Annotated in this window: 23 protein-coding genes; 15 read left to right on the top strand and 8 right to left on the bottom strand. The window is 48.3% G+C overall.

Annotated features, from left to right (window positions below; all coding sequences use genetic code 11):
• Positions 1-40: 40 nt before the first annotated feature.
• From B2X65_RS13330 to tal, 4 genes are all read right to left on the bottom strand, one after another.
• A complete protein-coding gene (locus tag B2X65_RS13330) occupies positions 41-1,183 on the bottom strand; it encodes a hypothetical protein (protein ID WP_290613305.1) in 1,143 nt (380 codons plus the stop codon).
• A gap of 151 nt (positions 1,184-1,334) precedes the next feature.
• Positions 1,335-3,878: an NAD-dependent epimerase/dehydratase family protein gene (locus B2X65_RS13325; RefSeq protein WP_290613304.1), complete on the bottom strand. Its 2,544-nt coding sequence runs from the start codon at positions 3,876-3,878 to the stop codon at positions 1,335-1,337.
• A 242-nt stretch (positions 3,879-4,120) separates the two neighbouring features.
• On the bottom strand, positions 4,121-5,767 hold the full coding sequence (gene pgi / locus B2X65_RS13320) for a glucose-6-phosphate isomerase (protein WP_290613303.1): 1,647 nt from the start codon (positions 5,765-5,767) through the stop codon (positions 4,121-4,123).
• 46 nt (positions 5,768-5,813) lie between these two features.
• Positions 5,814-6,764 (bottom strand): transaldolase, encoded by a 951-nt coding sequence (tal, locus tag B2X65_RS13315; RefSeq protein WP_290613302.1) that lies wholly within the window; start codon positions 6,762-6,764, stop codon positions 5,814-5,816.
• 337 nt (positions 6,765-7,101) lie between these two features.
• Here tal and yaaA point away from each other — a divergent pair, with 337 nt between their 5' ends.
• Both yaaA and B2X65_RS13305 read left to right on the top strand, forming a co-directional pair.
• On the top strand, positions 7,102-7,878 hold the full coding sequence (gene yaaA / locus B2X65_RS13310; protein ID WP_290613301.1) for a peroxide stress protein YaaA: 777 nt from the start codon (positions 7,102-7,104) through the stop codon (positions 7,876-7,878).
• A gap of 82 nt (positions 7,879-7,960) precedes the next feature.
• Complete coding sequence (locus B2X65_RS13305; protein WP_290613300.1) at positions 7,961-9,259, top strand: inosine/guanosine kinase; 1,299 nt, start codon at positions 7,961-7,963, stop codon at positions 9,257-9,259.
• A 325-nt stretch (positions 9,260-9,584) separates the two neighbouring features.
• On the opposite strand, the gene B2X65_RS13300 is transcribed toward B2X65_RS13305, so the two are convergent.
• Both B2X65_RS13300 and srmB read right to left on the bottom strand, forming a co-directional pair.
• Complete coding sequence (locus B2X65_RS13300; RefSeq protein ID WP_290613299.1) at positions 9,585-10,652, bottom strand: S66 peptidase family protein; 1,068 nt, start codon at positions 10,650-10,652, stop codon at positions 9,585-9,587.
• Between the two features lie 124 nt (positions 10,653-10,776).
• On the bottom strand, positions 10,777-12,000 hold the full coding sequence (gene srmB / locus B2X65_RS13295; protein ID WP_290613298.1) for an ATP-dependent RNA helicase SrmB: 1,224 nt from the start codon (positions 11,998-12,000) through the stop codon (positions 10,777-10,779).
• Between the two features lie 130 nt (positions 12,001-12,130).
• Between srmB and B2X65_RS13290 the strand changes: the two genes are divergently transcribed.
• Entirely contained in the window at positions 12,131-12,817 is a 687-nt protein-coding gene (locus tag B2X65_RS13290; RefSeq protein WP_290613297.1) for a tRNA1(Val) (adenine(37)-N6)-methyltransferase, read from the top strand.
• A 38-nt stretch (positions 12,818-12,855) separates the two neighbouring features.
• On the opposite strand, the gene fldB is transcribed toward B2X65_RS13290, so the two are convergent.
• Positions 12,856-13,374: a flavodoxin FldB gene (gene fldB / locus B2X65_RS13285; RefSeq protein ID WP_290613296.1), complete on the bottom strand. Its 519-nt coding sequence runs from the start codon at positions 13,372-13,374 to the stop codon at positions 12,856-12,858.
• Between the two features lie 233 nt (positions 13,375-13,607).
• Here fldB and xerD point away from each other — a divergent pair, with 233 nt between their 5' ends.
• From xerD to B2X65_RS13235, 10 genes are all read left to right on the top strand, one after another.
• Positions 13,608-14,501 carry a site-specific tyrosine recombinase XerD gene (gene xerD, locus B2X65_RS13280; RefSeq protein WP_414631424.1) on the top strand — a complete coding sequence of 298 codons (894 nt, stop codon included), beginning with the start codon at positions 13,608-13,610 and terminating at the stop codon, positions 14,499-14,501.
• A gap of 31 nt (positions 14,502-14,532) precedes the next feature.
• A complete protein-coding gene (gene dsbC, locus B2X65_RS13275) occupies positions 14,533-15,267 on the top strand; it encodes a bifunctional protein-disulfide isomerase/oxidoreductase DsbC (RefSeq protein WP_290613293.1) in 735 nt (244 codons plus the stop codon).
• Positions 15,268-15,394: 127 nt separating this feature from the next.
• Positions 15,395-17,092: a single-stranded-DNA-specific exonuclease RecJ gene (gene recJ / locus B2X65_RS13270; protein WP_290613524.1), complete on the top strand. Its 1,698-nt coding sequence runs from the start codon at positions 15,395-15,397 to the stop codon at positions 17,090-17,092.
• A gap of 116 nt (positions 17,093-17,208) precedes the next feature.
• A protein-coding gene (prfB, locus tag B2X65_RS13265) for a peptide chain release factor 2 (protein ID WP_290613291.1) occupies positions 17,209-18,307 on the top strand; the annotation gives its coding sequence in 2 pieces (ribosomal slippage) (positions 17,209-17,283 and positions 17,285-18,307; 1,098 coding nt in all).
• 39 nt (positions 18,308-18,346) lie between these two features.
• Positions 18,347-19,867: a lysine--tRNA ligase gene (gene lysS, locus B2X65_RS13260; RefSeq protein WP_290613289.1), complete on the top strand. Its 1,521-nt coding sequence runs from the start codon at positions 18,347-18,349 to the stop codon at positions 19,865-19,867.
• A 282-nt stretch (positions 19,868-20,149) separates the two neighbouring features.
• A complete protein-coding gene (locus tag B2X65_RS13255) occupies positions 20,150-20,479 on the top strand; it encodes a DUF883 domain-containing protein (RefSeq protein ID WP_290613287.1) in 330 nt (109 codons plus the stop codon).
• A 2-nt stretch (positions 20,480-20,481) separates the two neighbouring features.
• Positions 20,482-20,952 carry a hypothetical protein gene (locus tag B2X65_RS13250; protein WP_290613285.1) on the top strand — a complete coding sequence of 157 codons (471 nt, stop codon included), beginning with the start codon at positions 20,482-20,484 and terminating at the stop codon, positions 20,950-20,952.
• Positions 20,930-21,181, top strand: coding sequence for a hypothetical protein (locus B2X65_RS13245; protein WP_290613283.1), 252 nt, complete (start codon positions 20,930-20,932; stop codon positions 21,179-21,181). Before B2X65_RS13250 ends, B2X65_RS13245 begins: the two co-directional genes overlap by 23 nt.
• A gap of 31 nt (positions 21,182-21,212) precedes the next feature.
• A complete protein-coding gene (locus tag B2X65_RS13240) occupies positions 21,213-22,298 on the top strand; it encodes an AI-2E family transporter (protein ID WP_290613281.1) in 1,086 nt (361 codons plus the stop codon).
• Positions 22,299-22,490: 192 nt separating this feature from the next.
• Positions 22,491-22,667: a DUF1328 family protein gene (locus B2X65_RS13235; RefSeq protein ID WP_290613279.1), complete on the top strand. Its 177-nt coding sequence runs from the start codon at positions 22,491-22,493 to the stop codon at positions 22,665-22,667.
• 146 nt (positions 22,668-22,813) lie between these two features.
• On the opposite strand, the gene B2X65_RS13230 is transcribed toward B2X65_RS13235, so the two are convergent.
• A complete protein-coding gene (locus tag B2X65_RS13230) occupies positions 22,814-24,157 on the bottom strand; it encodes a sigma-54 interaction domain-containing protein (RefSeq protein ID WP_290613277.1) in 1,344 nt (447 codons plus the stop codon).
• Positions 24,158-24,350: 193 nt separating this feature from the next.
• Between B2X65_RS13230 and B2X65_RS13225 the strand changes: the two genes are divergently transcribed.
• Both B2X65_RS13225 and B2X65_RS13220 read left to right on the top strand, forming a co-directional pair.
• A complete protein-coding gene (locus tag B2X65_RS13225; protein ID WP_290613275.1) occupies positions 24,351-24,809 on the top strand; it encodes a hypothetical protein in 459 nt (152 codons plus the stop codon).
• A 160-nt stretch (positions 24,810-24,969) separates the two neighbouring features.
• Positions 24,970-25,536, top strand: coding sequence for a BON domain-containing protein (locus B2X65_RS13220; RefSeq protein WP_290613273.1), 567 nt, complete (start codon positions 24,970-24,972; stop codon positions 25,534-25,536).
• Positions 25,537-25,639 lie beyond the last annotated feature (103 nt).

Raw genomic sequence — 25,639 nt, 5'->3', positions numbered from 1 at the left:
GATACCGCCACACGTTCTCAGCTAACACGACCTTGGCTGGTCAAAACCGATAAACGGCCGCTGCACCTGTTTTAGTGGACAGGCGTTGTGGCGGCATTACCATAATATCGCCGCCGTGTTGAATAACGGTTAGCACCAGTTCTTCCAGCATATCCGGGTGCTCATTGCTGGCGTCGTATTTATCTATTTTGGCTACATTAAGCCGGTCAGCTTCGACCAGTAAGGTTGCCACCCGGCCGGTCTCAGCGGCTTGTTCAATGTCTGCCAGCTTGTCTGAGGCAAGCCCCTGATGTTCTGATTCCTTAAATTGCTGCACCATCTCTTCAATTTGCTCGTTAAAATGACTCGACATCAGCTGCCAGCATGCCTGTTGCAGCTTGTCAGTATCCAGATTACTTAAATCCGGGTTCACCCCCTGCTCTTGCAGGAAAGGGTTATGAGTGACCTCACGAAAGAATGCCTGATTTTCGGGTAGCGCGGCAAGGATAAGTGGCAGTGAAGACGGACGCGAATGATGTTCAAGGACGGCTTTATCAACCGCCCGGAAGTAACGCTCGCGGTCAATGTCAATTTCAGCTTGTTTGTCGTTGCCACCCGACTCATGAGCATAAGGATCACCGCGCTGACCCGCGGCTCCAAAACCCTGTTGAAAGCCGGTCTGATCGCCCGGCGTCAGCTCGCTGCCAAGCGCCTCTTCTTTAGTTTTAGGTACATCCGGGTGCAGGCTTATTTCAGTCAGACTGTCGCGATTACCTTCAAACAAGTTGATCGTATCGCGGGTGAGACAAAGCACCTGATAATTGTCTGCGGCCTGGGTGATCCTGATCAGTGGTGTCAGATAGGGGTGACTACAGATGAACGTCCGGGTTGAAACTGCCTGCGGTAACCTGAGCACTTTAAAAAAGTCGGCACCGCCAATCACCGCCAACCCGTTTTGTTGATGAGTCCAGAATTCCTCGTCCTCTTGTAGCTGCTCAAAAGGCTCAAGCAAGGTATCGTGGTCAGCATCAGGATGTTCTGAAATCAACTGCTGGCGCAAATCACGCAACAGATTTTTAAATACAACAGGGTTTTCATTTCGTTGCGGGAAGGCCGGGTGTGTCGGCATATATAATGAAATACACACAGGCTCGTTGATTTTCGCTAATTCAGTAACCGTATTTTTGGTTAATTGTTCAACCATTTCAGTGTCCTCCGTCGGTCGAAAAAATACCGGGTTGTGACAATGCATGTTACTGCTGCAAGGCCAATTTGTAAGTCCTTTGCTTTAGGACGAACATAACGCTAATGAGTTCAAAAAAGGGCTGACAGCGTCAGTCAGCCGTGACTATTTTTCATACCACCAGTTTTGACCATTTACCATACTCACTGCTAACCGGGCCTTTGGGAATACTCGCTACCATTATCACGGCGGCGGCTAGCAGGGTGGCGAGCATGACCAGCGTACTGGAGCTGATGACAATAGCGCAAATAAGTAGTGCCAGCGCCAGCAACAGATTAATAAAGCGCAGAGCCCGTCCGCTTTCAGCCCACGCGATAACCGAGATGGTGATCACCAATGCGCCGAGTAAGTGATGGGCATTAGCCATGGTGCCATCTACCCCCAGCAACAGACGACTGAACATAAGCAGGGCGCCAACCAGGATGCAGACCACTAACCACGGGCACAGGCGTACGCCGCCACTAAAAGCCGCTTTTATGATCTGCAATGGCGATTGTTCAAAGCTATCTTGCTGGCGGCGGCCATCATCCTCATCGGTATCACCGGTGAAAAATACCCGCAGTACCGACTGACCCTGCTGTTTGCGCCGTTTAAGAAACTGACAGGTGGCAATTAATTCATCCAGTGAAAACGGAATTTGTAATAGCATGGCGGTTGCTGCAAACAGGCACAGGGTGCACCAGGTGCTAAGGATAATCGGCTGGATAATGATAAAGGTAATGGAGATCACCCCCATTGGTACAATCAGAATACCAAACAGGATAACCAGCCAGGGCATGGTCCGCCAGCGAGCACGGGAACCGGCAACCCCAACCAGAATTTCAAGCAGGTACACCAGTGCCCCGGCGCCAGCGTCTGGCACAGGCCAGGCTTCAGATACCGACGAGGTAATAATTTCCGCCGTGCCATTTTTGCCATCAGCGGCAATGGCACCGTTAAAAAAGGGCTCCCAGATGGCATCAATATGGCCTAATTGGTATGCCGCCATGTAAGCAGAAATAAAAAAACCAATAAACGCCAGAATAATAATAGGCAGTCTTTGAAACCAGGTAGAGGGCGAATAAGACCAACCCGGGGGAATATCCGGCCCGGTCATCGCGGCCAGTGGTGATACTCCGGGTGCCGGGCGTAATAGCACAGAGAAGGCGATCACCAGACAACCAATGATGGTACTGTTCAGGTAAATGGCAGGTTCGGGCGTCCAGAATAGCAAGGGCGCAACGAGCAGCCAGCAGCCAACGGCCGCAGTGGCCCAGCGTGCTGCGGGTAAGCGCCAGGACAGCGATAAAAATGCCAGCACGATAATTGCGGCGCCAGATAACATGTCGCTGACCAGCATGGCCTGGTTTTGATAAACCAGACGAGGAATAGAGGCGATTAACCAGCAGCCCAGGGCCATGTTGAACAGGGGGCCCCAGATGTTGCGCTGGTATTCCTGTCGATACCAGTTTTCATGACGTTTTCGCAGTTTTTCGGGGTTATTGGTAAGCTCGTTTGCCTCCTTTAGCCAATCAGGTGGCCGGATACCATTATCCTGATACCAGCTGATCGGATCTTTTTTCAGCTGCTTCACCATGTTGGGTAACATGTCGGCAATGCAGTGTTTTGGTTGCCAATCTAATAAATGGTCGGCCTGACTGATGTCCAGCGCATAATGATCAGAAGCAAGCTCAATCAGAAAGGGGCGGATAAACGGCGGCTCGCCATGGTCAATGGCATCGGGCACCACGGGTTCTGCTTTAAGCTGCAGCCAGGCACCTGCTTTGGCAATAGGTTGCGGTAAACTAATGGTGCGCCAGTGCTGTTCGCCATGAATTAACTTACCCAGCTTATCCTGCAGTTCGCTATAGCTTAAGGTGTCCGGCTCACCGGCCAGAATAGTGCAGTCGTCTGGCAGGTCATTGCGCCGCTCAACACAGCGTTTAAATAACGCTGTCATATCGTCCTGATGAATAAAGGACTGGCCCGCGTCCAGATCCCCTGCATAGAGGTGCGACTTTAAGTCCCGCTCGTAGATCCTGGCCATTTGGTGGCTTAAAGTGGGGACTGCATTGCTTTCGTTATAAATACCGGCCAGATGTAAAAAGGTGCAGGGAATACCGTTACGATGCTGTCGAATAACCTGTTCAGTAGCTGCTTTTGATTCTGGATAAGCCCACTTCGGCGCTATTGGCGATTTTTCGCTGATCACTTCGCCGGGTGAAACCGGTTTATGTACCAGCATAGTACCGGAGTAAATAAACCGTTCCACGTCAAAATCTGCCAGCGCACTCAGCAGTTTGTCAGTCCCTTTCACATTGACTTCATCATACAGTGGTGACTTTTCACCGGTAAAATCAAAGTAAGCCGCCAGATGGATTACCGCCGCAATGTTATTGCCATAACGTTGGCGAATGTCGTTAAAGGCGAGCGTTAATGAATCCGCCGAGGTTAAGTCAGCAACGACAATATCGTCAGCTTTATCCTGATCCAATCCAACTACCTGATAATCCTGGCGCAGGCACTGTGCCAGCGCCGAACCAATGTTGCCGTTGGCGCCGGTAATTAACACCAGCGGTTTTTGTGCCTCATGCTCATTTGCGCCATGCAAATCAGTGACGTTAGCCTTTAAATGATGCTGATTTTTTGTAGCTGACGGTTGCGTGCTGATAAACAATCCTCCCGTTCAGGTTGCCCGCTCGCGCCAGAAGTCGGATGTATTACAACCAAGACCGTTCGCAAAGCAGTCAACATTAAAAAATTACCAATAAAGGTTAGTCCAGCTAGCGGTGATTGGCCAAGCGTCGTCTGTAAAAGTCGCTTTTAACAGTCGTTTTCCGCCATAAAAAATGGCGCTTAAAAGCGCCATTGAAATTGGGTAACGGTAGAGAATCATTCCAGACTACATTGAAAATTCAGTTAGTTCTGAGCGGCCATAAACTGCTTAATTAACGACGCAGTAGAGCTGTCGAAGTTGTCACTGGTATTGCCGATAAGCGCCTGATAAATTGGGCCGGATAACTGCTTACCCAGCTCAACACCCCACTGATCGAAGCTATTAAGTTGCCAAATCGCACCCTGGCAAAATACCTTATGTTCATATAAGGCGATTAATGCCCCTAAATAGTAAGGCGACAACTCCGGCAGTAATAAGGTATTGCTGGGTTTATTACCTGGCGATACTTTATGCGGCGCCAGTGCGCTGGCTTCCTGCTCGCTCATGCCCTGCGCCAGACACTCGCTCATCGCCTCTTCCAGCGTTTTACCCTGCATTAAGGCCTGCGTTTGGGCAAAACAATGGGCAGCCAGCCGGCTATGCTGGTCAGAAAGCGGGTGCTTAACCTTTAACGGCAGAATAAAATCGGCCGGTACTGCCAGGGCACTCTGGTGTAGCAACTGATGATAGGCATGCTGGCCATTGGTGCCGGCATCGCCCCAGATCACCGGTGCGCTGGCATAAGGCAGTGCTTTGCCATGGCGATCCACGCCTTTACCATTACTTTCCATATCCAGCTGCTGCACATAAGAAGGCAACAAGCGTAAATAATGGCTGTATGGCAACAGCGCCTGAGCCTGGCAGTCATGGCCGTTAATGTACCAGACACCCAGTAATGCCATAATAACCGGCATATTCTGCTCAAACGGGCTATTAAAAAAATGCTTATCCATTGCTTCGGCGCCGGCCAGCAGCTGCTTAAACTGCTGATTGCCAATCATCAGCGCAACCGGCAGACCGATCGCTGACCAGAGGGAGTAACGGCCACCGACCCAGTCCCACATTGGCAGAATATTTTTCTGTTCGATACCAAATTCAGCGGCAGCAGTAATATTTGATGAGGCGGCCCAGAAGTGATGGGCGATGGCCTTTTTGTCAGCACCATGCTCGGTAAACCACTGGCGGATAGCCAGGGCGTTTTGCTTGGTTTCTTCTGTGCCGAATGATTTCGATGCCACCACCACCAAAGTGGTAGCAGGATTTAGCCCCGCCAGAATATCGCTTACCACGGCGCCATCAATATTGCCGGCAAAATGCAAATTCACCGGGCTGCAGTGATAGGGGGTTAGCGCTTCAACTGCCATTTGCGGACCCAGTAGCGAGCCTCCAATGCCGACCCAGATAAGATCGGTAATCGGATTACCCTGATAACCAAGATACTGTTGCTGGTGCAGCGTATCGACCAGCGCGGCCATTCTGGCGCGGCATTCGGTAATTTGCTGGCCAATATCTTCGCCATTCAGGGTTAATGCCGTTACATCTTGCTGACGCAAACGGCAATGCCATACCGCTCGCTGCTCGGTATTATTAATATCGTCACCGTGCTGCATTTGCTGACGCAGCTTACTAATACTGCTGTCGGTTGCCAGTTGCTGCAGCGCTTGCCAACTGGTTTCATCAATCAGATTTTTGGCATAATCCAGAGTAATACCACAGGCACTGGTGGTGTAGCGTGCTGCCCGCTTCGGATCGGTTTTAAACGCGTCGCGTAAATGGCCACCTTTTGTCAGCCTGGCAAGCTGACTTAGCTTATTAATCTTACCGGGCTCTTGGGTTATACTGTCCGACATAAGCTGCTCCTGTGCTGCATCCATTCTTTATTGACCCTGACCGGGTTTATACCTGGCTGGCAATTAGCTGTTCCAGCTTACGTTGGTCGACGGCGAACTTGCGAATACCTTCAGCCAGCTTTTCTGTTGCCATCGCATCTTCGTTTAACTGCCAGCGAAACTCACTTTCAGTAAGAGCGGCTGGCTTGGGCGTGTTAGCGCCGCTATCGCGCAATTTTATATCCAGGCTGCCTGTTTGTTTACTTAGTTCATCCAGCAACCCCGGACTAATGGTTAAGCGATCACAACCTGCTAATGCCAGTACTTCACCGGTATTGCGGAAGCTGGCGCCCATCACCACCGTTGGGTAGCCATGTTCTTTGTAAAAATGATAAATATCACGCACCGACAGCACACCAGGATCGGTATCGGCGGTATAGTCTTGTTTGGTATTCGCTTTGTACCAATCGAGAATGCGGCCGACAAACGGTGAAATAAGATACGCACCTGCCTCAGCACAGGCCCGGGCCTGTGCCATGTGGAATAGTAAAGTAAGGTTACACTGAATACCTTGCTGCTCCAGCTGACGGGCGGCCTGAATACCTTCCCAGGTTGAGGCGACTTTAATCAGAATACGATCGGAGCTGACGCCATTTTGCTGATACAATTCTACCAGTTGTAGCGCCTTGGCCACCGTAGCCTCGGTATCAAACGATAAACGTGCGTCCACCTCTGTCGATACCCGGCCAGGAACCAGCTTACTAATGGCGGTGCCGACATCCACGGCAAATTTGTCGCAGGCCAATTCAAGTATGGCAGCGTTGTCATCGGCATGAGTTTTAGCATAACGGATAGCAGCTGACAGCATGGGTTTAGCAAAATCGAGCTGACTCGCGTTTAGCAAGAGTGACGGGTTAGTGGTGGCATCAACGGGCCGGAATTGCTCTATCGCACCCAAATCTCCACTATCTACTACCACGGTAGTAACCGCTTTAAGTTGACTTAATAAATCGCTCATATTGTTTAATTACCGTTTTTTTAAAGTATTTTAAGATTTATAACGCTTTCAAGCAATAAATGTAGGAATATTACTACAAAAATGCCGGGGTGTGATCGGGTTTCCCGAATAATCGTTGCACCTGATCCGCTAAATTATTATATTGCCATGGCGCGAACAGGCGCCGTTGTCGCCATTTCCCAGTTTACCGATCACCTTAGCACAGGATATAAATGATCTTACAAAGCCGGTGCTATAAAAGTAAAAAATCGATTTTATTGTAGCAAAAGCAGGTCAAACCCGGCGCGAGGCGCGTAATAACCGCTATTATTTCGAATAAGTATTACAGGTGTTATTTATGTTGATGGTTGTATCCCCCGCAAAAGATCTTGATGCCAATCCCGTTTCATTAAAACTGGCGACCACTAAGCCGGCATTATTGCCACAGGCAGCAGAGCTGGCAACACTTTGCAAGCAACTTAGCCCGGCAGAACTGAGCTCACTGATGCATATCAGCGACAAGCTGGCCGGTTTAAATGCCGCCCGCTTTAGCGAGTGGCAGCCAGATTACACCGAAAATGAGGCAAAAGCGGCGTTGTTTATGTTTAACGGCGATGTTTATCAGGGCCTGGATGCCGCCAGTTTAACCACGTCACAACTCGAGTTCAGTCAGCAGCATTTGCGCATTTTAAGTGGTTTATACGGTGTATTACGTCCGCTCGACCTTATGCTGCCTTATCGGCTTGAAATGGGCACCAAACTAGCAAATGGCGCGGGCAAAGATTTATATGCATTCTGGCAGCGGCAGATTACTGACAACCTGAATAGTCAGCTGACTGAGCTTAATACTAATGTGCTGCTTAATCTGGCATCGCAGGAATATTTTAAAGCGGTTAAACCCAAAGCACTGCAGGCCAAAGTAGTTACCCCAATATTTAAAGACTACAAAAACGGCCAGTATAAAATAATCAGCTTCTTTGCCAAAAAAGCCCGGGGACTGATGGCGCGCTACGTTATTCAGCAGCAACTCACTGATGCTAAAGCTATTAACGATTTTAACCTGGGGGGTTACCGGTATAGCCGCGACGATTCAACAGCAGATAAACCGGTATTTTTGCGCCAGCAACCAGAATAATTGTCCAAAGGTGACATAAGGCGCTTAGGCTTTGCTGACATTTTTGCTAAAATGTCAGCCTGTCTGTTGTTGAGCCTTTAGCATGAAATTTCCCGGCCTGCGTAAAATTAAACATTACTTCCCTGTATCTCAGCCAAAGCCACAATTACCAAGCTTTGAAGTGCGCCCTGAGCTGGACACCTATATTGTAGGCCTGGACCAAACCATAGTTGATGTGGTTGCCAGCGTCACTGATGATTTTTTGAATCGTTACGATATTCAAAAAGGACTGTCTAACCTGGTTGAGCATGCTACGGCCAATGCGATTTATCAGGAGTTGGTTAGCAAGCAGGCAATATCCGATCATTTTGCCGGCGGTACTATCGGCAATACCATCCACAATTATTCCGTGCTGGCCGACGATAAATCAGTATTGCTTGGTGTGATGTCCGCCAATATTGCCCTGGGATCGCCCGCTTATCATTATGTTTGTCACACCAGCTCAAAAGTGGATATGAACCATTTGCAGGGTGTTGCCGGCGATATTGGCCGGGGCATTACCATGATTACCCCGGATGGTGAACGCACCTTTGTTATTGACCCAAGCGACATGGACCAACTGGAACCGGATTATATTCCCACTGACATTATTGCCGCCGCTTCTGCTTTTGTAGTCAGTGCTTATCCGCTTCGGGCAACCAATCAGCCAATTCAGCGCGCCATGCACAAGGCGCTGGAAGATGCCAAAGCGCATGATGTTCCGGTAGTCATGAGCTTAGGTACCCGTCATCTGGTAGAGGAAAATCGCGAGCAAATTATCAGTACCATTAAAAATTACGTTAATGTGCTGGCGATGAACGAGCTGGAAGCCGAAGCGCTTACCGGCTTTGCTGATCCGCTGAAAGCAGCGGAAGCTATTTTGGACCATACCGATATGGTGCTGATCACCGCCGGTGCCGAGGGCCTGTATTTATGCGGCCATACTGATGACAGCGTAAAACGGGAAAGCAGCAACCCGATTAAGTCGGCCAGCCTGGCCGATTTTAACCAGTATGAGTTCAGCCGGCCGATGCTACGCAAATACTGTGAGCAGCCACTCAAAGTGTATTCGCATATCGATCCCTATCTGGGCGGCCCGGAGCGGATAAAAAATACCAATGGTGCAGGCGATGGCGCGTTGTCGGCTATTTTGCATGATATGGCCGCCAATCATTTTCATAAGCAGGTACAGCCGTTATCAGGCAAGCATGAAATGCCGTATCTGGCGTATTCCAGTTTTGCCCAGCTGTGTAAATATGCCAACCGGGTAAGTTATGAAATTCTGGTGCAGAACGCCCCGCGATTATCAAAAGGCTTACCGGAGCGCGAGGATAGCCTGGAAGAGGCGTACTGGGAGCGGTAAATTATTTTACGGATAAACTTAGCGGACTGAGCTGGTGTCCCGATGCACAGCCACAGAGTGTTTGAGCAAGCCAGGGATGGCTTGCGAGTTGCTGTGGCGAGCACAGCGGGATTTCCAGCTTAGTCGCTTAAACCCGGGAGCGTACCCATGACTCACGACGACACGCCGTAAATACATCCCTGTAGGCTCGTTTATAAACTTCATCCTTGAAGTTTACCCTACGGGCCAGCAAGGCAGTTTAAATTCGTTCCCTACGAATTTATCCGCCCGTACAGGGCTTCAACGGTCGTCTTAGAGTAATCCGCACTCTGCCTCAGATTACATATTAACCCTGGAACACGCTGTTCAGCATCCGGAAGGTGCCGGTGTCCGCATCCATTTCCACCGGAGCGCCATGCGGCACAATAAATTGTTTACTGATATGACCAATCATTGCGCCGCGATAGGCGGGTATATTCAGCGGCTTAATATGGTCGTCGAATATCTGATCCATGGTTAGCCAGCCAAAGCCGCCGCCTGGCCTGCAGGCAGTGCACTCACCAAAAATAAAGCCGGCAATTTTATCCAGCGCACCCATCAGTTTTAAGGTACTGAGCATACGGTCAATGCGGTAGGGTGCTTCTTCTACATCTTCCAGAAATAAAATCTTATCGGTGAAGTCAGGTAAGTAAGGTGAGCCTGCTAACGCCGTTAATACTGTTAAGTTGCCGCCCATTAACTGCCCCTGAACTTTGCCGCCGGTAATCGTTTCTATCCGATTCTGGCGCGGTACCAGTTCATCTTTGGCATTCAGCTCATTTTGATAGCGCATCTGTTCACGCTGAAAAAATACCCGCTGAAATTGTTCGGCGTTAAAGCTGTTCCAACTTCCGGTGCCATTCGGACCATGAAAGGTCACCAGCCCGGTCTGGGCATTAATCGCATTGTGCAAGGCAGTAATGTCAGAGTAGCCGAGCAGCACTTTCGGGTTGCGTTTAATGAGCGGGTAGTCGAGTAGTGGTAGCAACCTTGCAGCGCCAGAGCCACCTCGTAAACAAATAATGGCGTTGACGCTGGTGTCAGCAAACATGGCATTGATATCAGCAGCCCGTTCCAGATCAGTACCGGCCAGATGGCCGCGGCGGTTTTCAAGGTGCTGGCCCAGCTTTACCTTAAAGCCAAGTGCCTGCAGCACTTCAGTGGCTATTTGCACATCAAGCCGTTCATCTGTTGCTTTTGACGGGCTGACCAGTGCCACAGTATCGCCGGGGTTGAGCATTTTGGGCAGAACAATACCAGCATTAGCTGCGGTTGCCGTGTTGCTTATTGCAGCGCAGCTACTAAGAGGGAGTAGTCCGAGGGGTAAAGCAGTGAGGGCCAGCGCGCTGGATTGCAAAAATTGGCGTTTATTCATGGTTCAATGCCCTGTAGTAATAAATTATTCCTAATTTATGGCTATTGATAGCATGCTTTGGCAAAAAATGCAGCAAACTGGGGTAAAAATCACCAGTTTGCAGCAGCTCCAATCGGTAAAACGGTTATTTTTTTACGGTTTTCTTTGCCAGTTTTTTGGCTGCTAACTTACCGGGCTTTTTCTTTTTTGTGCCAATTTTGGCTTCTTTATGTTTTGGCCGCAGGCTATCAATCACCCGCCGTTTCAATTTTTGTTCAGTATAGCGCTCCACTTTGGCGACCATTGCCATATCATGCGCTTCCACCAGCGAGATAGCAGTGCCTTTTTTGCCCGCACGGCCGGTGCGGCCAATACGGTGAACATAGGTGTCGGCACCGCGTGGCATGTCGTAGTTAACAACATGGCTAATATCATCAATATCCAGACCGCGTGCTGCAATATCGGTGGCAATGAGCACCGGAACCTGGCCCTGGCTGAAACGCTGGACTGCCTGCAAGCGCTTATCCTGCGGCATTTCGCCTTGCAGCCAGCAGCATTTAATGCCGGCGCTTTCCAGCTGGCCGGTTAAGCTGGCCAGTCGCTCGCGGGTTTTGACAAACACAATAGCTTTGGTGACATCTTGCTGCTTGAGAATATGGGTTAGCAATGCCAGCTTATGCACGTTGTCATCAGCCAGATGCAACCACTGCAGAATTTTTGCTTTTTCTTTGCGTGATGGTACAGCTTCAATCAGTTCCGGCTCTTTTAAAGCCCGCTCGGCAAACCGTTCCAGGTTTAACCCCTCCAGCGTGGCCGAGAATAAAAAGGTCTGGCGTCGGCGCCGGGCTTCCAGCACTATCCGGTTCATTTCACCAATAAAGCCCATGTCGAGCATCCGATCGGCTTCATCCAGGATCAGTACTTCCACTTCATCAGCCTGAAAGCTCTCTTCATCCAGGTACTCGGTTAAGCGACCCGGCGTGGCAACCAGAATGTCGTTATTTTTTTCCAGCGTGTCTTTATGGCTACCGTAATTAATGCCGCCGGTAATAACCCCAACGTTAAGCTTGGTGTACTGCGCCAGCTGTTTAAATTCTTCATATACCTGAAATGCCAATTCGCGGGTGGGCGTCATTACTAGTACCCGGCAGAAGCCTGGGTCGCGCCGCGGGAAATCCAGCAGGTACTGTATAGCCGGCAACACAAAAGCCAGAGTTTTTCCGGTGCCGGTAGGCGCGCTGGCCAGCACATCCCGACCATCCAGTGCTGGCGGAATGGCCAGTTGCTGAATAAGAGTAGGCTCGGTAAAACCAGCCTGGTCCAGTGCCTGGTTAATAGAGTCGTCGAATTGAAAATCGGCAAAGCTCATAAAGGTATTCCTTGAAATGGCATTATTCAGATGACAAACCCGCTAAGCACTCAGTAAACTGTCGCCAGAGGTGAAGATGTCAGCTGGTTTTAAGTGTAAACAATTTTTTGTGGGCCATGATCAGTGCGCGATGAAAGTCGGTACTGACGGTCTACTACTGGGAGCCTGGGCCCGTCTGCCAGCTATATTCAGCACAACAGACTCTGCAGTGACTGCTGCCGCCAGTACAGTGTTAGACATTGGTACCGGTAGTGGCTTAATCAGTTTAATGCTGGCACAACGCGCTCCTGCAGCAAACATTCATGCGATTGAACTTGATGCCGATGCCGCCGGCCAGGCTAAGCACAATTTTGACCAAAGCCCCTTTGCCAGTCGCTTGCAACTTTTAAGAGGCGATATTCTAACCTATCAGCCAGCTGAACGTTACGCTTTAATTGTGTCTAACCCGCCTTTTTTTGACAATGCCTTGCTAAGTCCAGATAGCCAGCGTAACCAGGCCCGGCATACCGACAGCTTGCCGATGCCTTTATTGCTGGCCAAAGCCGCAGCGCTACTGGCACCAGGGGGAAGCTTTGCGCTGATATTGCCTGATACCGGTGCTGAAACATTCAGCCGGATAGCGCTGGAGCAGGGCTGGTTTCTCAGCGCAAGCTGTGTGGTGTTTAGCCGCTCTGATAACCTGCCCCTGCGCCGCCTGATGCAGTGGCAAAGGGAGGCATGCACGCCGGCGCAGCAACAATTGATTATTCACGAACCCACCGGCTGTTACAGCGAACAATACCGAAGCCTGTTACGGGATTTTTATCTGAAGTTCTAATGACACTCTGTTAAAGACGCCCGGCCAAATGCATTTGATTAAAGCCGCTCGGCTATTTCGGTTAATATCTGGCTTACCCAAATATTTAGCCGCTCGTCAGTTTGTTCGTATTGGTTTTCATCATCCAGCGCCAGACCGTAAAACAACTGTCCGTCGTCCGTTAGTGCTTTAGAGGCGATAAAATCGTAGCCGGCGGTGGGCCAGAAGCCAATCCGATCGGGTTGCTGTGGGGCGATAGCGTCATGCAGCATACCTACAGCATCAATAAACCACTCTGCGTAACCCAGCTGATCGCCCATACCATATATAGCGACGGTTTTACCGGTTAAGTCTATATGACTGATCTCATCCCAATGTGCTTCCCAGTCTTCCTGGATTTCACCAAAATCCCAGGTGGATAGGCCAAGTATCAGTAACTGATAATCAGCCATTCTGCTCAGTGACACGGTTTTAATATTATGCAAATCGACCACATCAGCGCCGATCAGTGCCTGAATTTTTTCTGCCACCATTTCGGTATAGCATGTGGTTGAGCCGTAAAATAAGCCTATTTTCATCGAAGTTCCGCCTGCAAGTTCTGCGGCGTATTGTAGCAGAAGCTGTTAGCAGAACCCACATCAGACATGCAGCAGAGGTGATGATGACGCTGATAACATGATGCAGCGGGGGTAACGGGTCGTTGCTCCGGAATAAAACCGGGGCTATGCCCAATGAGTGTGATCGGCTAATATAGGATGCAGCAGTATCGCCACTCAGGCAATAAATCATGAACCCGGAACAACCACCAGCCCTGGCCCCTGCCGAGCAGGCATTGATTCAACAATTTCTGGATCAGCTCTGGTTAGAGAAAGATGTCAGCCCGCATACGTTAAGTGCCTATGGCAGTGATTTGACCTTGTTCGGCCGTTACCTGGCAACGCAGCAGCAACACTTTTTAACGGCAGACAGCCAGCTGATTAATCAGTTTCTGGCTATTCGTTATCAGCAACAACTGAGTCCACGTAGTGGCTCCAGAATGCTCAGCAGCTTGCGACGGTTTTACCGACATTATCATAAGGCCGGGCGCTGCGACGTTAATCCGGTAACAGAACTGGTTAATCCTAAAATTGGACGTAGTTTGCCTAAAACCTTATCTGAGCAAGATGTTGAGGCGTTGCTGCAAGCGCCTGACTGTAATGAACTTATTCAGTTTCGCGATAAAGCCATGCTGGAACTGCTGTATGCGTGCGGCTTAAGGGTTACTGAATTAACAAGTCTGACTTTGCAGCAGGTGAGTATTAATCAGGGCGTATTGCGGGTGCTTGGCAAAGGCAGTAAAGAGCGGTTAGTGCCGATGGGTGAAGACGCCCAGGATTGGCTTAGTCGTTATTTGCATCATGCCCGTACTGATTTAGTGAAAGGCGACAGTAATTTAGTGTTTACCAGCAGCCGTGGTAGCCAGATGACCCGCCAAACGTTCTGGCACCGGATTAAGTTTTATGCCAAAGTAGCGGGTATTCAGGCAGAGCTGTCACCGCATACGCTGCGCCATGCTTTCGCCACCCATTTGTTGAACCACGGTGCCGATTTACGAGTCGTACAAATGCTACTGGGGCATAGTGATTTATCCACAACCCAAATTTATACCCATGTTGCTCAGGCTCGTTTGCAGCAACTGCATCAGCTACATCATCCGCGTGGCTAGGGTTTATCCGCTACATTAATTAGGAAGGTTTATGAAAAACTGGTTATCAGGTACCCTTACTCTGGGTGTATTTAGTTTAAGTGTGAGTTTAAGTGCCGGTGTGCTGGCGCAACAGAAAAGTGAAGCGCCAGAGCTCAGTGATATCTCCAACAGTCTTGCGCCGCTTGGCTTGCAGGTAAATGCGGTTGCCAACAGCCCGATGCCGGGCTTGTTACAGGTGTTTACCCAGCGAGGCTTGTTTTTTACCAGTACCGATGGCCGCTTTTTTATTGAGGGTAATGTCTTCGACCTACAACAATCTGAGCTGGTAAACGATGTACAGATGCGTAGTTATGTTAACAAGCAAATACCGGCTTTGGCTGACAGCTACATTGAGTATAAAGCGGAGAATGAGCAACATATTGTGTATGCCTTTACTGACCCAACCTGTGGTTTTTGTCAAAAGCTGCACAACGAAATGAAAGATTACAACAAGGCCGGCATTACTGTCCGTTATCTGGCCTTCCCCAGAGGCGGCTTAAACAGTAAAACGGCATTGGAAATGCAACATCTGTGGTGTTCGCGTAATCAGCAAAAAGCCATGGATTTAGCCAAAGATGGCAAGCGTAACCCTCCGGCGATGTGTGAAAACCCGGTGAAACGGCATTATGAGCTGGGTCAGTCTTTTGGTATCAATGGTACCCCGGCCTTAGTGTTGGCAAGTGGTCGGATAATTCCCGGTTATCAGCCGGCTGAAAGTCTGTTAAAACAGCTTGAAGCAATGTAAGCCCCAGTGGTACGCCGTGGTTTAGAGGCCGGGTGAAAAGCCAGTGACAAAACTTAGTTATGACAACAAAAGTGACATAATACAGGTATTAGGTGTGCAGTTAAAACAAATCAGCCGGCGTGAGCCAATGACCGACCAGATTATCGCGGAACACCTACACCCTGTACTACGTCGGTTGTACCAGAATCGCGGCATCAATCATAGCAATGAACTGGAGCGGGGGGCGGCTGGGTTATTGCCTTTCAGTGCTTTAAAAGGGATAGACCTGGCAGTACAGCTATTGATTACTGCATTGCATCAGCAGCAACATATTGTCATTGTTGGCGATTTTGACGCTGATGGGGCCACCAGTACTGCCGTATTAATGGCAGGTTTAAAAGCCTTTGGTTTTAAATATCTGGAATATATGGTGCCAAACCGCTTTGAATATGGTTATGGCCTGACCCCGGAGCTGGCAGAGCTGGTGGTAGCGCAAGGCGCTGAATTAATCATTACCGTCGATAATGGTATTTCGGCTGTGGAAGGCGTGGCATTGGCTAAAAAAGCGGGTGTAAAAGTTTTAGTGACTGACCACCACTTAGCTGGCAACACCTTACCCAATGCCGATGCGATTGTTAATCCCAATCAACCCGGCTGTTCCTTCCCCAGTAAGGCATTGGCCGGTGTAGGTGTCGCATTTTATTTGCTGATGGCGCTGCGGGCTGGTTTGCGTGAACAACACTATTTTACTGACAACGGCCAGACAGAACCCAATATTGCCGAATTACTGGATTTAGTCGCGCTCGGAACGGTGGCCGATGTGGTGCCGCTCGATACCAACAACCGTATCTTAGTGCATCAGGGCCTGATGCGAATTCGCAGTGGTAAATGCCGGCCTGGCATTCAGGCACTGATTGATGTTGCCAACCGCAAGGCACAGAAGCTGACGGCCAGCGATTTTGGCTTTTCACTGGCGCCGCGTTTAAATGCGGCGGGCCGGCTGGATGATATGGCACTGGGCATAAGTTGTCTGCTGGCACCTGAGCTGGGTTTAGCCCGGCAGTACGCTGCAGAGCTTGATGCGCTTAATGTCGAACGCCGGGCAATAGAACAAAGCATGCAGTTAGAGGCGCAAGCCTTTTTAAGCAAGTTATCGTTTGACGGCACTACGTTGCCGGAATGTTTATGTTTATACCGTAGTGACTGGCATCAGGGCGTGATCGGTATTTTAGCCGGTCGGATTAAAGAGCAGTTTCACCGGCCCACTATTGTGTTTGCTGAAGGCGACAATGGCGAGTTGAAAGGCTCGGCCCGATCAATACCCGGCTTACATATCCGAGATTTACTGGAAGAAATTGCCAGCCAGTACCCGGGGCTAATTAAAAAATTTGGGGGCCATGCTATGGCAGCCGGGCTAACCATCGCTGCCGAGCGCCTGGAAACCTTTCAGCTGGCACTAAGCTTAACCGCCAAAAAACATTTAACGGCTGAGCAGCTGACCGCCGTAATATACAGTGACGGTGAGCTTGAGGCGGAGTGCTTTGATCTCAATTTTGCCCGGTTATTGCAAAATGCCGGACCTTGGGGGCAGGCATTTCCTGAACCGGTTTTCGATGGTGAATTTGCCTTAGTAAGCCAGAAAATGCTGGCCGAACGGCATTTAAAACTGATGTTGCAAGGGGCAAACGGACTGCTGATTGATGCTATCTGGTTTAATGCCGATAATAAAACCTGGCCGGATGTCAACGTGAAGAAAGTGCACCTGGCTTTTCAGCTGGATATTAACGAATACCGCGAACAGCAAAACTTACAACTTATTGTGCGGCATATGACCGCACTGAGCTGAACTAAAGGCGCTCCCCGCCATTTATTAAAAATCGTCAATAGATGGCTGCACTGCCAGCCATATCTTTGCTATAATCCGCAACAATTTTTTGATCGTTTTAAGACCCAGGGCAATCCATGTTTGAAGTGAATCCGGTGAACAATAGCATTAAAGATCTGACTGAACGCACTGATGTGCTTCGGGGGTATCTTTGACTACGATGGCAGAAAAGAGCGTTTAGAAGAAGTTTCACGCGAACTGGAAGACTCTGCTGTCTGGAATAATCCGGAGAAAGCGCAGGCATTGGGTAAAGAGCGCTCGGCACTTGAACAAGTGGTGGGAACTATTGACCGGCTGGATCAGGGTCTGGAAGATGTGGCTGGCCTGGTAGAACTGGCGGTAGAAGCCGAAGATGAAGACACCTTTGAAGAAGCCAAAGTTGAATTAGCCGATCTGGAAAAGCAGCTGGCCTTGCTGGAATTTCGGCGGATGTTCTCGGGTAAAAATGATCAGAACGATTGTTATCTGGACATTCAGGCGGGTTCAGGTGGCACTGAAGCCCAGGACTGGGCCAGCATGTTAATGCGGATGTATTTGCGCTGGGGCGATGATAAAGGCTTTAAACCTGAAATTTATGAAGTCACCGACGGCGATGTCGCCGGTATTAAAGGCTGTACCATTAAATTTTCCGGCGACTACGCCTATGGTTGGCTGCGTACTGAAACCGGTGTGCATCGCTTAGTTCGTAAAAGTCCGTTTGACTCGGGCAATCGCCGCCATACTTCTTTTGCCTCAGTATTTGTGGCGCCGGAAATTGATGACGATATTGAAATTGACATTAATCCGGCCGATTTACGCATTGATACCTACCGGGCGTCGGGTGCCGGTGGCCAGCACGTTAACCGGACTGACTCTGCAGTGCGGATCACTCACTTGCCAACCAATATCGTGGTGCAATGTCAGAACGATCGTTCGCAGCATAAAAACCGCGACAACGCCTATAAGCAGCTACGCGCCAAGCTGTATGAGTTTGAATTGCAAAAACAGAATGCCGAAAAACAGGCGCTGGAAGATACCAAGTCCGATATCGGCTGGGGTAGTCAAATCCGCTCCTACGTGCTGGATGATTCGCGAATTAAAGATTTACGTACCGGCATCGAAACCCGCAACACCCAGGCGGTGCTCGATGGTAATCTCGACAAGTTTATTGAAGCCAGTCTAAAAGCTGGCCTGTAATATTTATTTTAACTTTCTCTCTCAATCAGGAAACGCACCATGTCTGACCAGCAGCAACCACAAGAAGAAATTCAGGACGTTAATAAACTGATTGCTGAGCGAAAACAGAAGCTTGCCGGTCTTCGTGCTGACGGCTTTATGTTTCCGAATGATTTTCGCCGTGACAGTATCTCTAGTGAAGTGATTGCAAAGTACGATCATTTAACCAAAGAAGAACTGGAAGCGCAGAAAATTACGGTTAGCCTGGGCGGCCGGATAATGACCCGGCGTATTATGGGCAAAGCCAGCTTTACCACTGTTGCTGACATGGGCGGTAAAATTCAATTGTATGTTGCCCGTGACAGTTTGCCTGAAGGGGTATACAACGAGCAATTTAAGAAGTGGGATTTAGGCGATATTGTTGGCGCTACAGGCCACCTTTTCAAAACTCAGACCGGCGAGTTAACGGTATGGTTAAGTGATATACGCTTATTAACCAAAGCATTGCGGCCGTTACCGGATAAGTTTCACGGTTTAACCGATAACGAAGCGCGCTACCGGCAGCGCTACCTTGATTTAATTTCTAATGAGCAGTCACGCAAAACCTTTTTAGTGCGTAGTAAAACCGTAGCTTATATCCGGCGCTTTTTTAACGACGAAGGCTTTTTAGAAGTAGAAACACCGATGCTGCAGGCTATTCCTGGCGGCGCATCAGCAAGACCCTTTGAAACCCACCACAATGCACTGGATATGCAGATGTTTTTGCGTATTGCGCCTGAGCTATATTTAAAACGCTTAGTGGTTGGTGGTTTTGAAAAAGTGTTTGAGCTAAACCGCAATTTCCGCAACGAAGGGGTGTCTACCCGGCACAACCCGGAATTTACTATGCTGGAGTTTTACTGGGCCTATGCCGATTACAACGACCTGATGGATTTAACTGAAAAGCTGTTCCGTGGCTTAGCGCTGGATGTGCTGGGCAGTACAGAAGTGCCATATCAGGGCGAAGTGTTCGACTTTGGTAAACCCTTTGCCCGCATGTCAGTAACCGACTCCATTTTGCACTATAACCCGTCGGTCACAAAAGAGCAGTTAGCCACGCGTGAAGCGGTGGCAGAGCTGGCTAAATCATTAGGCATTCAGGTTAAAGACAACTATGGCCATGGCCGTATTTTAATGGAAGTGTTTGACGAGCTGGTCGAGACCAAACTGCGTCACCCAACCTTTATTACCGAATACCCGGCTGAGGTGTCGCCGCTGGCCCGGCGTAACGATCATAACCCGGAAATTACCGACCGTTTTGAATTCTTTATTGGTGGCCGTGAACTGGGCAATGGTTTTAGTGAGTTAAACGATGCTGAAGACCAGGCTGAGCGTTTTCGCGAGCAGGTCGCTCAAAAGGATGCTGGTGATGACGAAGCCATGTTTTATGATGAAGACTTTGTCACAGCGCTGGAGCACGGTTTACCGCCGACAGCCGGGCAGGGCATCGGTATCGATCGCTTAGTGATGCTGCTGGCAGATGCTGCGTCTATCCGTGACGTTATTTTGTTTCCGCATATGCGGCTGCATCACGATAAGTAATTAGTTTTTCAAGATAAAAGCCAGACTCTGTTCTGGCTTTTTTATTATCGGGCCTGTAATGTTTACTGTTATCAGGTAACTTCTACACTATACTGTTAAAAAATCCTGTTCGGCCCGTCACGATTCTATTTCCAAATTACTGACTTTAAATGATTTTTTATTTAATGATTTTTGGCATAGGCATTGCAACAGGCATTGTAGTAATAGTTTAGTCTTAAATAGTGATACAGGTGTGTAAGTCCACATGCTGTATTTTCGTTATACATAAGCAGGAGGTTTACAATGGCAACAACTCAAACTGGTAGTAAAGCAGCTGGTAATTCTAAAGCGACTCCGTTAACTAACTCGCCTGTAACTGAACGCGCGTCAGAAGCAGCGCATCAAGCAGTTGATACGATGGCTGGTAAAGCAGCCACAGCAGAAGACTCGTTACGCAGAACTGCGGCAAGCTCCAAGGCTACTATTGACCAGAAGCAAGAAGAGCTGAAAATGCAAATGCAGGGCTCATATGAGCGCAGTAAACAATTTGCTCAGGAGAATCCGTTAGCGGCAGCAGGTATCGCTTTCGCTGCAGGCATGCTTGTTAGCGCCCTGCTGCGTCGCGGCAACTGATTATGGTTGGACCGCAGGATACGGAGCCGCAGCAAGCGGCTACTGAGCCATTACCAGAAAAAGTAATGGCTCAGCTAACTGAACTAGCCTCATTGCTTAGCCTCAGTGCCGACCAATACAAACAACAAACTCAGCTTACCAGGCAGACTGCCAGTGCTGAAATGGCGCTGTCCCGCCGGGGCTTAATGCTTGCGGCGGGGTTATTAGTGGCACTGGGCGCGGGAGTCATCATGTTATGGGGCTCGATATTGGTGTTTGCGGGCTACTTGCTATTGCAAGCTACTTCATCTGTGCCGCTCACTGCTGGTGTGTTACTTTTATTCCAGCTTGCTTTTTTGTATTGGTGTTTGCGAAATATGCGTTATTCGCTGAAGCAGATTGGCTTTAGCAATACTGTAGCTCAGGTTAAAGGGATTCTCCGATTCTCGACTGAAACTGCCGGAGGTGATAATGCTGATCGATCTGCTGACTAAAAAAGACAGGCTTAAAATACAACAATGTAACGAGGCATTTGAACAACATCAGCAGCTTCGCCATGCTTACCTTTGGCTGGCGGGGCAACGCACTAAGCAGTTTCTTGGGTCCGCTCCGGGTTTAACATTAAGTTTTAGCGCGGGTATGCTGATGCAATTTCGTCATAGTATCGTGGTGAAAACAATGCGGGGCGTTGGAGCGATAAAATGGTTACGCTTATTAACTTAGGTTCATTGTCCTGTCTTTATCTGGAGTTATTTTGATTGCTCCGCCGTCACTCGCCAGACGTAGTCGCTTGAGCGCAGAGCTTGCGCTCAAAATACTGACTGCGCTGGCAGTGATTTACACCTTTTATTTTACCCGAAGCTTATTGCTGCCAATTATAGTCGCCGCTTTTATCGCATTGTTTGCCAGCCCGGCTGTCAGGTTTTTAGTTCGGCTGAAATTGCCAAAACCTTTTTCCTCATTAATCGTACTTGTCGTCATTGTCTGCGCTGTAGGATATGGAGTTAGTCTGCTATACAGCCCTGCTGCTGCCTGGATGGAGCGACTGCCACTTTTGAGCAGCAAACTGGCGCTGCAGGTTGATGATATGGCAGGTTCGCTTGACTCTTTAAAAACCTCAGTACTATCTGAAAATGAAGACGAGAAAAACCCGATTGATTCCGCAATTGGGGCAGGTTTCGTTCCTTTGCTTTCCATGCTGGCTCAAACCACAGCAATGATGCTGTTTCAGCTGGCAACAATCATTATTCTTACGTATTTATTTCTGGTGTTTGGCGGCACCTTGCTTCGTAACATTGTGCGGGGCGCGTCGACTCTGAATGAAAAGAAAAATCTGGTAAAAATGTATCAGACCATAGAGCACGACATAAGCCGTTATGTACTGGTGATTTCCGCTATCAACATTATGCTCGGTGTTGCTACGTTTTTAGTGATGAGTATATTGGGCGTAGCGGATCCGCTGTTATGGGGTGTTTTGGCAACCGTGTTAAATTTTGCACCGTATCTTGGGCCTTTTATCTTAACCGTTTTGCTGGCTGCTGTTGGATTTGTTGAGTTTGATGTAACGGGGCAGGCACTGATGGTCCCGGCAACATTTTTGATGCTTAATATCATTGAGTCGCAACTGGTTACCCCTATGGCCTTGGGTAAACGATTTAATATGAATCCTTTGCTCGTTGTGATCTGGATGTTCATCTGGGGCTGGATGTGGGGGGCTGTAGGGGTACTAATTGCTATACCTTTACTGGTTTGCCTGAAGATAATTGCTTCTCATTTTGAGCTGTTTCCTTACTGGCGCATATTACTCAGTGCTGACAGCGACACAATAAGCAAAGAGTAATTGTCAGGAAAAAGTTACTCTGGCGTAAGTAATAATTGCTGATTTTTTGCTTTCCATCGTATGTTTATTTTAGAGTGCTAATTTTACCTTTTATAAATCAATGACTTGAGATTGGCTATTATTGGCATGCCATTCGCATAGTGAATAGCGAACTATTCACACTAAGTGCAAACCATGCACTAAGGAGCAAAAATGTTAGGATGGGCATTAACCTTTTTAGTTATCGCGTTGATTGCGGGTGTACTGGGTTTTGGCGGTATTGCCGGAGCTGCCGCCGGGATAGCGAAAATCATCTTTTTTATTTTTATTGTGCTGTTGGTTATCGCACTGATATCGGGTGCTATACGAGGCAAAGCGCCGAAGGTCTAGCCACAAGTACTTTGAGATCTGAAAAAGCCACTGCAACTTTGCAGTGGCTTTTTTTATCTGGCCGATTGAGGTGATTGATTCAGCGCAGGCGCTTTTTTTTAATATGCTGTAGCCGAAACTTGATTAGCCTGAGTTTGTCTGGCATGTCAGCGTTCTAATTGATATTTTTCCAGTTTGTTGTATAACGTTTTTACACTAACACCAAGCTGTTGCGCAGTATCTGTTTTATTACCGCCATTTTTAGCAAGGGTGCGCAATATTGCCGCTTTTTCTAACTCATCTAATCGCACCCCGGTTGGTATCGCGTCGACAACAATCTCAGCATCTGCCTCGCTTTTAGGTTCATCCAGTAATAAGTGTTCTGGCTCGATAATAGTACCCGCCAGAATATAGGCACGCTCCACGGCATGCTTTAATTCCCGGACATTGCCAGGCCAGCAATGATGAGCAATCAGGCGATGTGCTTCGGCGGAAAATTGCTTACTCTGTTGCTCCTGCACATTGCGATAGGCCAGAAAGTGTTGTGCAAGGCCAATGACATCATCTGCTCTGTCGCGAAGGGGTGGCACTGTTATTGGAAACTGGGCCAGTCGGAAATATAAATCTTCCCGCAGCATATCTTCGGCAATTGCCTGTATCGGGTCGCGGTTGGTTGCCGCGGCAATCCGCACATTGGCGGTAGACGTTTTATCGCTGCCGACCGGCCGGTATTCTCCGTTTTCCAGTACCCTGAGTAATTTTACCTGTTGCTCAAGCGGCATTTCGGTAATTTCATCCAGAAACAAAGTTCCGCCCTCAGCCTGAGAAAACACGCCCTGATGATCACGATGAGCACCGGTAAATGCGCCTTTGATATGACCAAAAAGTTCACTGTCGATCAACTCTGGGCTAAGTGCACCACAATTTATTGCTACAAAGGGCTTGTCGGCACGTAAACTGGCCAGATGCAGGGTATTGGCAACCAACTCTTTACCGGCACCACTTTCGCCTACTATCAGTACGTTAGCTTCAGTAACGGCTACCTTTCGTATAGTCCGGTACAGTTTTAGCATTGGCTTGGAGGAACCTACCAACATTCCGAATTGATCAAGTTCACTGGAGGTAGCCTTGATGTTTTTGCGCTCTGTACTTAGTTGCTGATAAAAATCCTGCAAAGTATCGATTACCGAACCGAAATCCAAAGGTGCCCGGAAATGATACCCTGCTCCCCGCTGCATTAATCTGTCCAGCAATTCAATGGGCTTACCGCTGCTAATAAAAATGAAATCGATCTCGGTGAGCTTTTTGCTGGCCAGCAGTCGGCTATAATCGTCGCTGTCATTCTCGTCGGACTCGATAAGGGCAAGATCACATTGCTGCTGAAGTTGTTCAGACCAGGCTGAACTGTCGCTGCTCTTTATGATGATAAATTGTCTGACGGCAGGCGATTGCAGTAATTTCTCAGTGAGTTCCGGGTCACGCAGATGAATAAATAACCGTGGTTTGCTCATGGCGTCACTCCTTCTATTCGTGCATTACTCTAGTTCAGCAATGTAAAATTAACAATGGCAATCAGTAAAATTTACTGAATTTATATTGAGGACACAAGACGCAATACTTAACTTATTAAAAATCAGAACTTTAAACTTGGTACATGAATTGAATATGAATTACTGGAAGTAAGTAGTTTAAGGAGATGGCATTGTGTTGGCATACGATTTAAAAGCAGCAAATCATTGTGCAGGCGATCAGGCAATTTTAAGTCTGGTGTTGGCAGTAAGTGAACAGGCAAGATTGTTCTATCAGCGAACCGCGCCATTAATAGCCGATAATAATATTCGACGTTATTTTATTGAGTTGGAATTGTTGCATCAGCAAGCGGCGACTTTTGCGGCAGCTGAAAATACCAAGGTTGCATCAGATCAGGATGTGAATGCGATTTGTCAGTGGTACAAGGACAACAGCGCAGAGCCAGAATCTGAACCAGAACAGCAGACATGGTTGGCAGAACTGCCACAACAACTTCGCTGGCAATTAGGCACATTTAAACGGTTGAACCGGGGCCTGACGCAGCCAGACAATGCCAGGGCATTGGCTAACTTAACGGCTGGCTTGCAAATTGTTACGGATCAGCTTTGCCCGCTATTATTGAGAATAAAATAGTGAATTATTTACCGGGTGATCGGTTAAAAATACAATCAAAAAATTAACACTAAATGAACGGTATTTAACATTTATTTGTAGATCAATAACTTGTATTTATTAAAGATGTTGGCATTAAACTGGCAAAGTTATTAGCGTCTCACAACGAAGGAGTGACTATATGAAACGTACAACTTTAGCCGTAATGATGACCGTGGCCCTGGCCGGTACTTCTCTATCAGCAACCGCCAACGACTGGAAAGACAGTTCAAAGGATGCCTGGATAGATGGCAAAGCTGAAACTACCTTATTACTGAACGGTAACCTGAACTCATTTAACATCAATACCGATGTAAAAAATGGTAAAGTCATATTAACAGGTAAAGTCGATAGGGAAGTAGATAAAGCGCTTGCTGCCGAACTAATTGAAAATCTGGATGGCGTAACATCGGTGGACAATAAATTAGTTGTTGTTAAAGACAGCAAAATGCGAAATAAGAAAGACCACGACGAAGACGTGGGTGGCTTAACTGATGCGAAATTGGCGACCGTAGTAAAAACCCGCTTGCTGTTTGAGTCGGAAACGAGTGGTACAGCTATTGACGTTGATGTTAAAAACGGCATGGTAATGCTGAAAGGTGAGGTCGATTCTGATGCAGAAAAAGATTTGGCTGAAGCTATTGCCAAAAAGACTAAAGATGTTAAGGGTGTTGATAATCAATTGAGAGTAGCAAAGAAAGACTACTAATGTGATTGCTTTCTGAGCAAATACCGATAACCCGTAAACAATAATACCGGCCAACTTAGGCCGGTATTTTTTTGCTGGTTTACCGGACAGTTATTGTCGAACC

Source organism: Arsukibacterium sp. UBA3155 (genome assembly GCA_002364615.1).
GTDB lineage: Bacteria > Pseudomonadota > Gammaproteobacteria > Enterobacterales > Alteromonadaceae > Alishewanella.
The sequence above is the reverse complement of the archived record's forward strand: the minus strand, read 5'-3'. Positions and strand labels throughout refer to the sequence as shown.

Bases quoted from the DNA above. Each gene is read 5' to 3' on its own strand.
- B2X65_RS13305 (WP_290613300.1), top strand. From the start codon at position 7,961: ATGAAATTTCCCGGCCTGCGTAAAATTAAACATTACTTCCCTGTATCT.
- B2X65_RS13250 (WP_290613285.1), top strand. From the start codon at position 20,482: ATGGTTGGACCGCAGGATACGGAGCCGCAGCAAGCGGCTACTGAGCCA.
- yaaA (WP_290613301.1), top strand. From the start codon at position 7,102: ATGTTGATGGTTGTATCCCCCGCAAAAGATCTTGATGCCAATCCCGTT.
- tal (WP_290613302.1), bottom strand. From the start codon at position 6,764: ATGAGCGATTTATTAAGTCAACTTAAAGCGGTTACTACCGTGGTAGTA.
- B2X65_RS13235 (WP_290613279.1), top strand. From the start codon at position 22,491: ATGTTAGGATGGGCATTAACCTTTTTAGTTATCGCGTTGATTGCGGGT.
- srmB (WP_290613298.1), bottom strand. From the start codon at position 12,000: ATGAGCTTTGCCGATTTTCAATTCGACGACTCTATTAACCAGGCACTG.
- B2X65_RS13330 (WP_290613305.1), bottom strand. From the start codon at position 1,183: ATGGTTGAACAATTAACCAAAAATACGGTTACTGAATTAGCGAAAATC.
- B2X65_RS13230 (WP_290613277.1), bottom strand. From the start codon at position 24,157: ATGAGCAAACCACGGTTATTTATTCATCTGCGTGACCCGGAACTCACT.
- B2X65_RS13290 (WP_290613297.1), top strand. From the start codon at position 12,131: ATGAAAGTCGGTACTGACGGTCTACTACTGGGAGCCTGGGCCCGTCTG.
- recJ (WP_290613524.1), top strand. From the start codon at position 15,395: ATGACCGACCAGATTATCGCGGAACACCTACACCCTGTACTACGTCGG.
- fldB (WP_290613296.1), bottom strand. From the start codon at position 13,374: ATGAAAATAGGCTTATTTTACGGCTCAACCACATGCTATACCGAAATG.
- B2X65_RS13255 (WP_290613287.1), top strand. From the start codon at position 20,150: ATGGCAACAACTCAAACTGGTAGTAAAGCAGCTGGTAATTCTAAAGCG.
- dsbC (WP_290613293.1), top strand. From the start codon at position 14,533: ATGAAAAACTGGTTATCAGGTACCCTTACTCTGGGTGTATTTAGTTTA.
- lysS (WP_290613289.1), top strand. From the start codon at position 18,347: ATGTCTGACCAGCAGCAACCACAAGAAGAAATTCAGGACGTTAATAAA.
- B2X65_RS13245 (WP_290613283.1), top strand. From the start codon at position 20,930: ATGCTGATCGATCTGCTGACTAAAAAAGACAGGCTTAAAATACAACAA.
- B2X65_RS13300 (WP_290613299.1), bottom strand. From the start codon at position 10,652: ATGAATAAACGCCAATTTTTGCAATCCAGCGCGCTGGCCCTCACTGCT.
- B2X65_RS13220 (WP_290613273.1), top strand. From the start codon at position 24,970: ATGAAACGTACAACTTTAGCCGTAATGATGACCGTGGCCCTGGCCGGT.
- pgi (WP_290613303.1), bottom strand. From the start codon at position 5,767: ATGTCGGACAGTATAACCCAAGAGCCCGGTAAGATTAATAAGCTAAGT.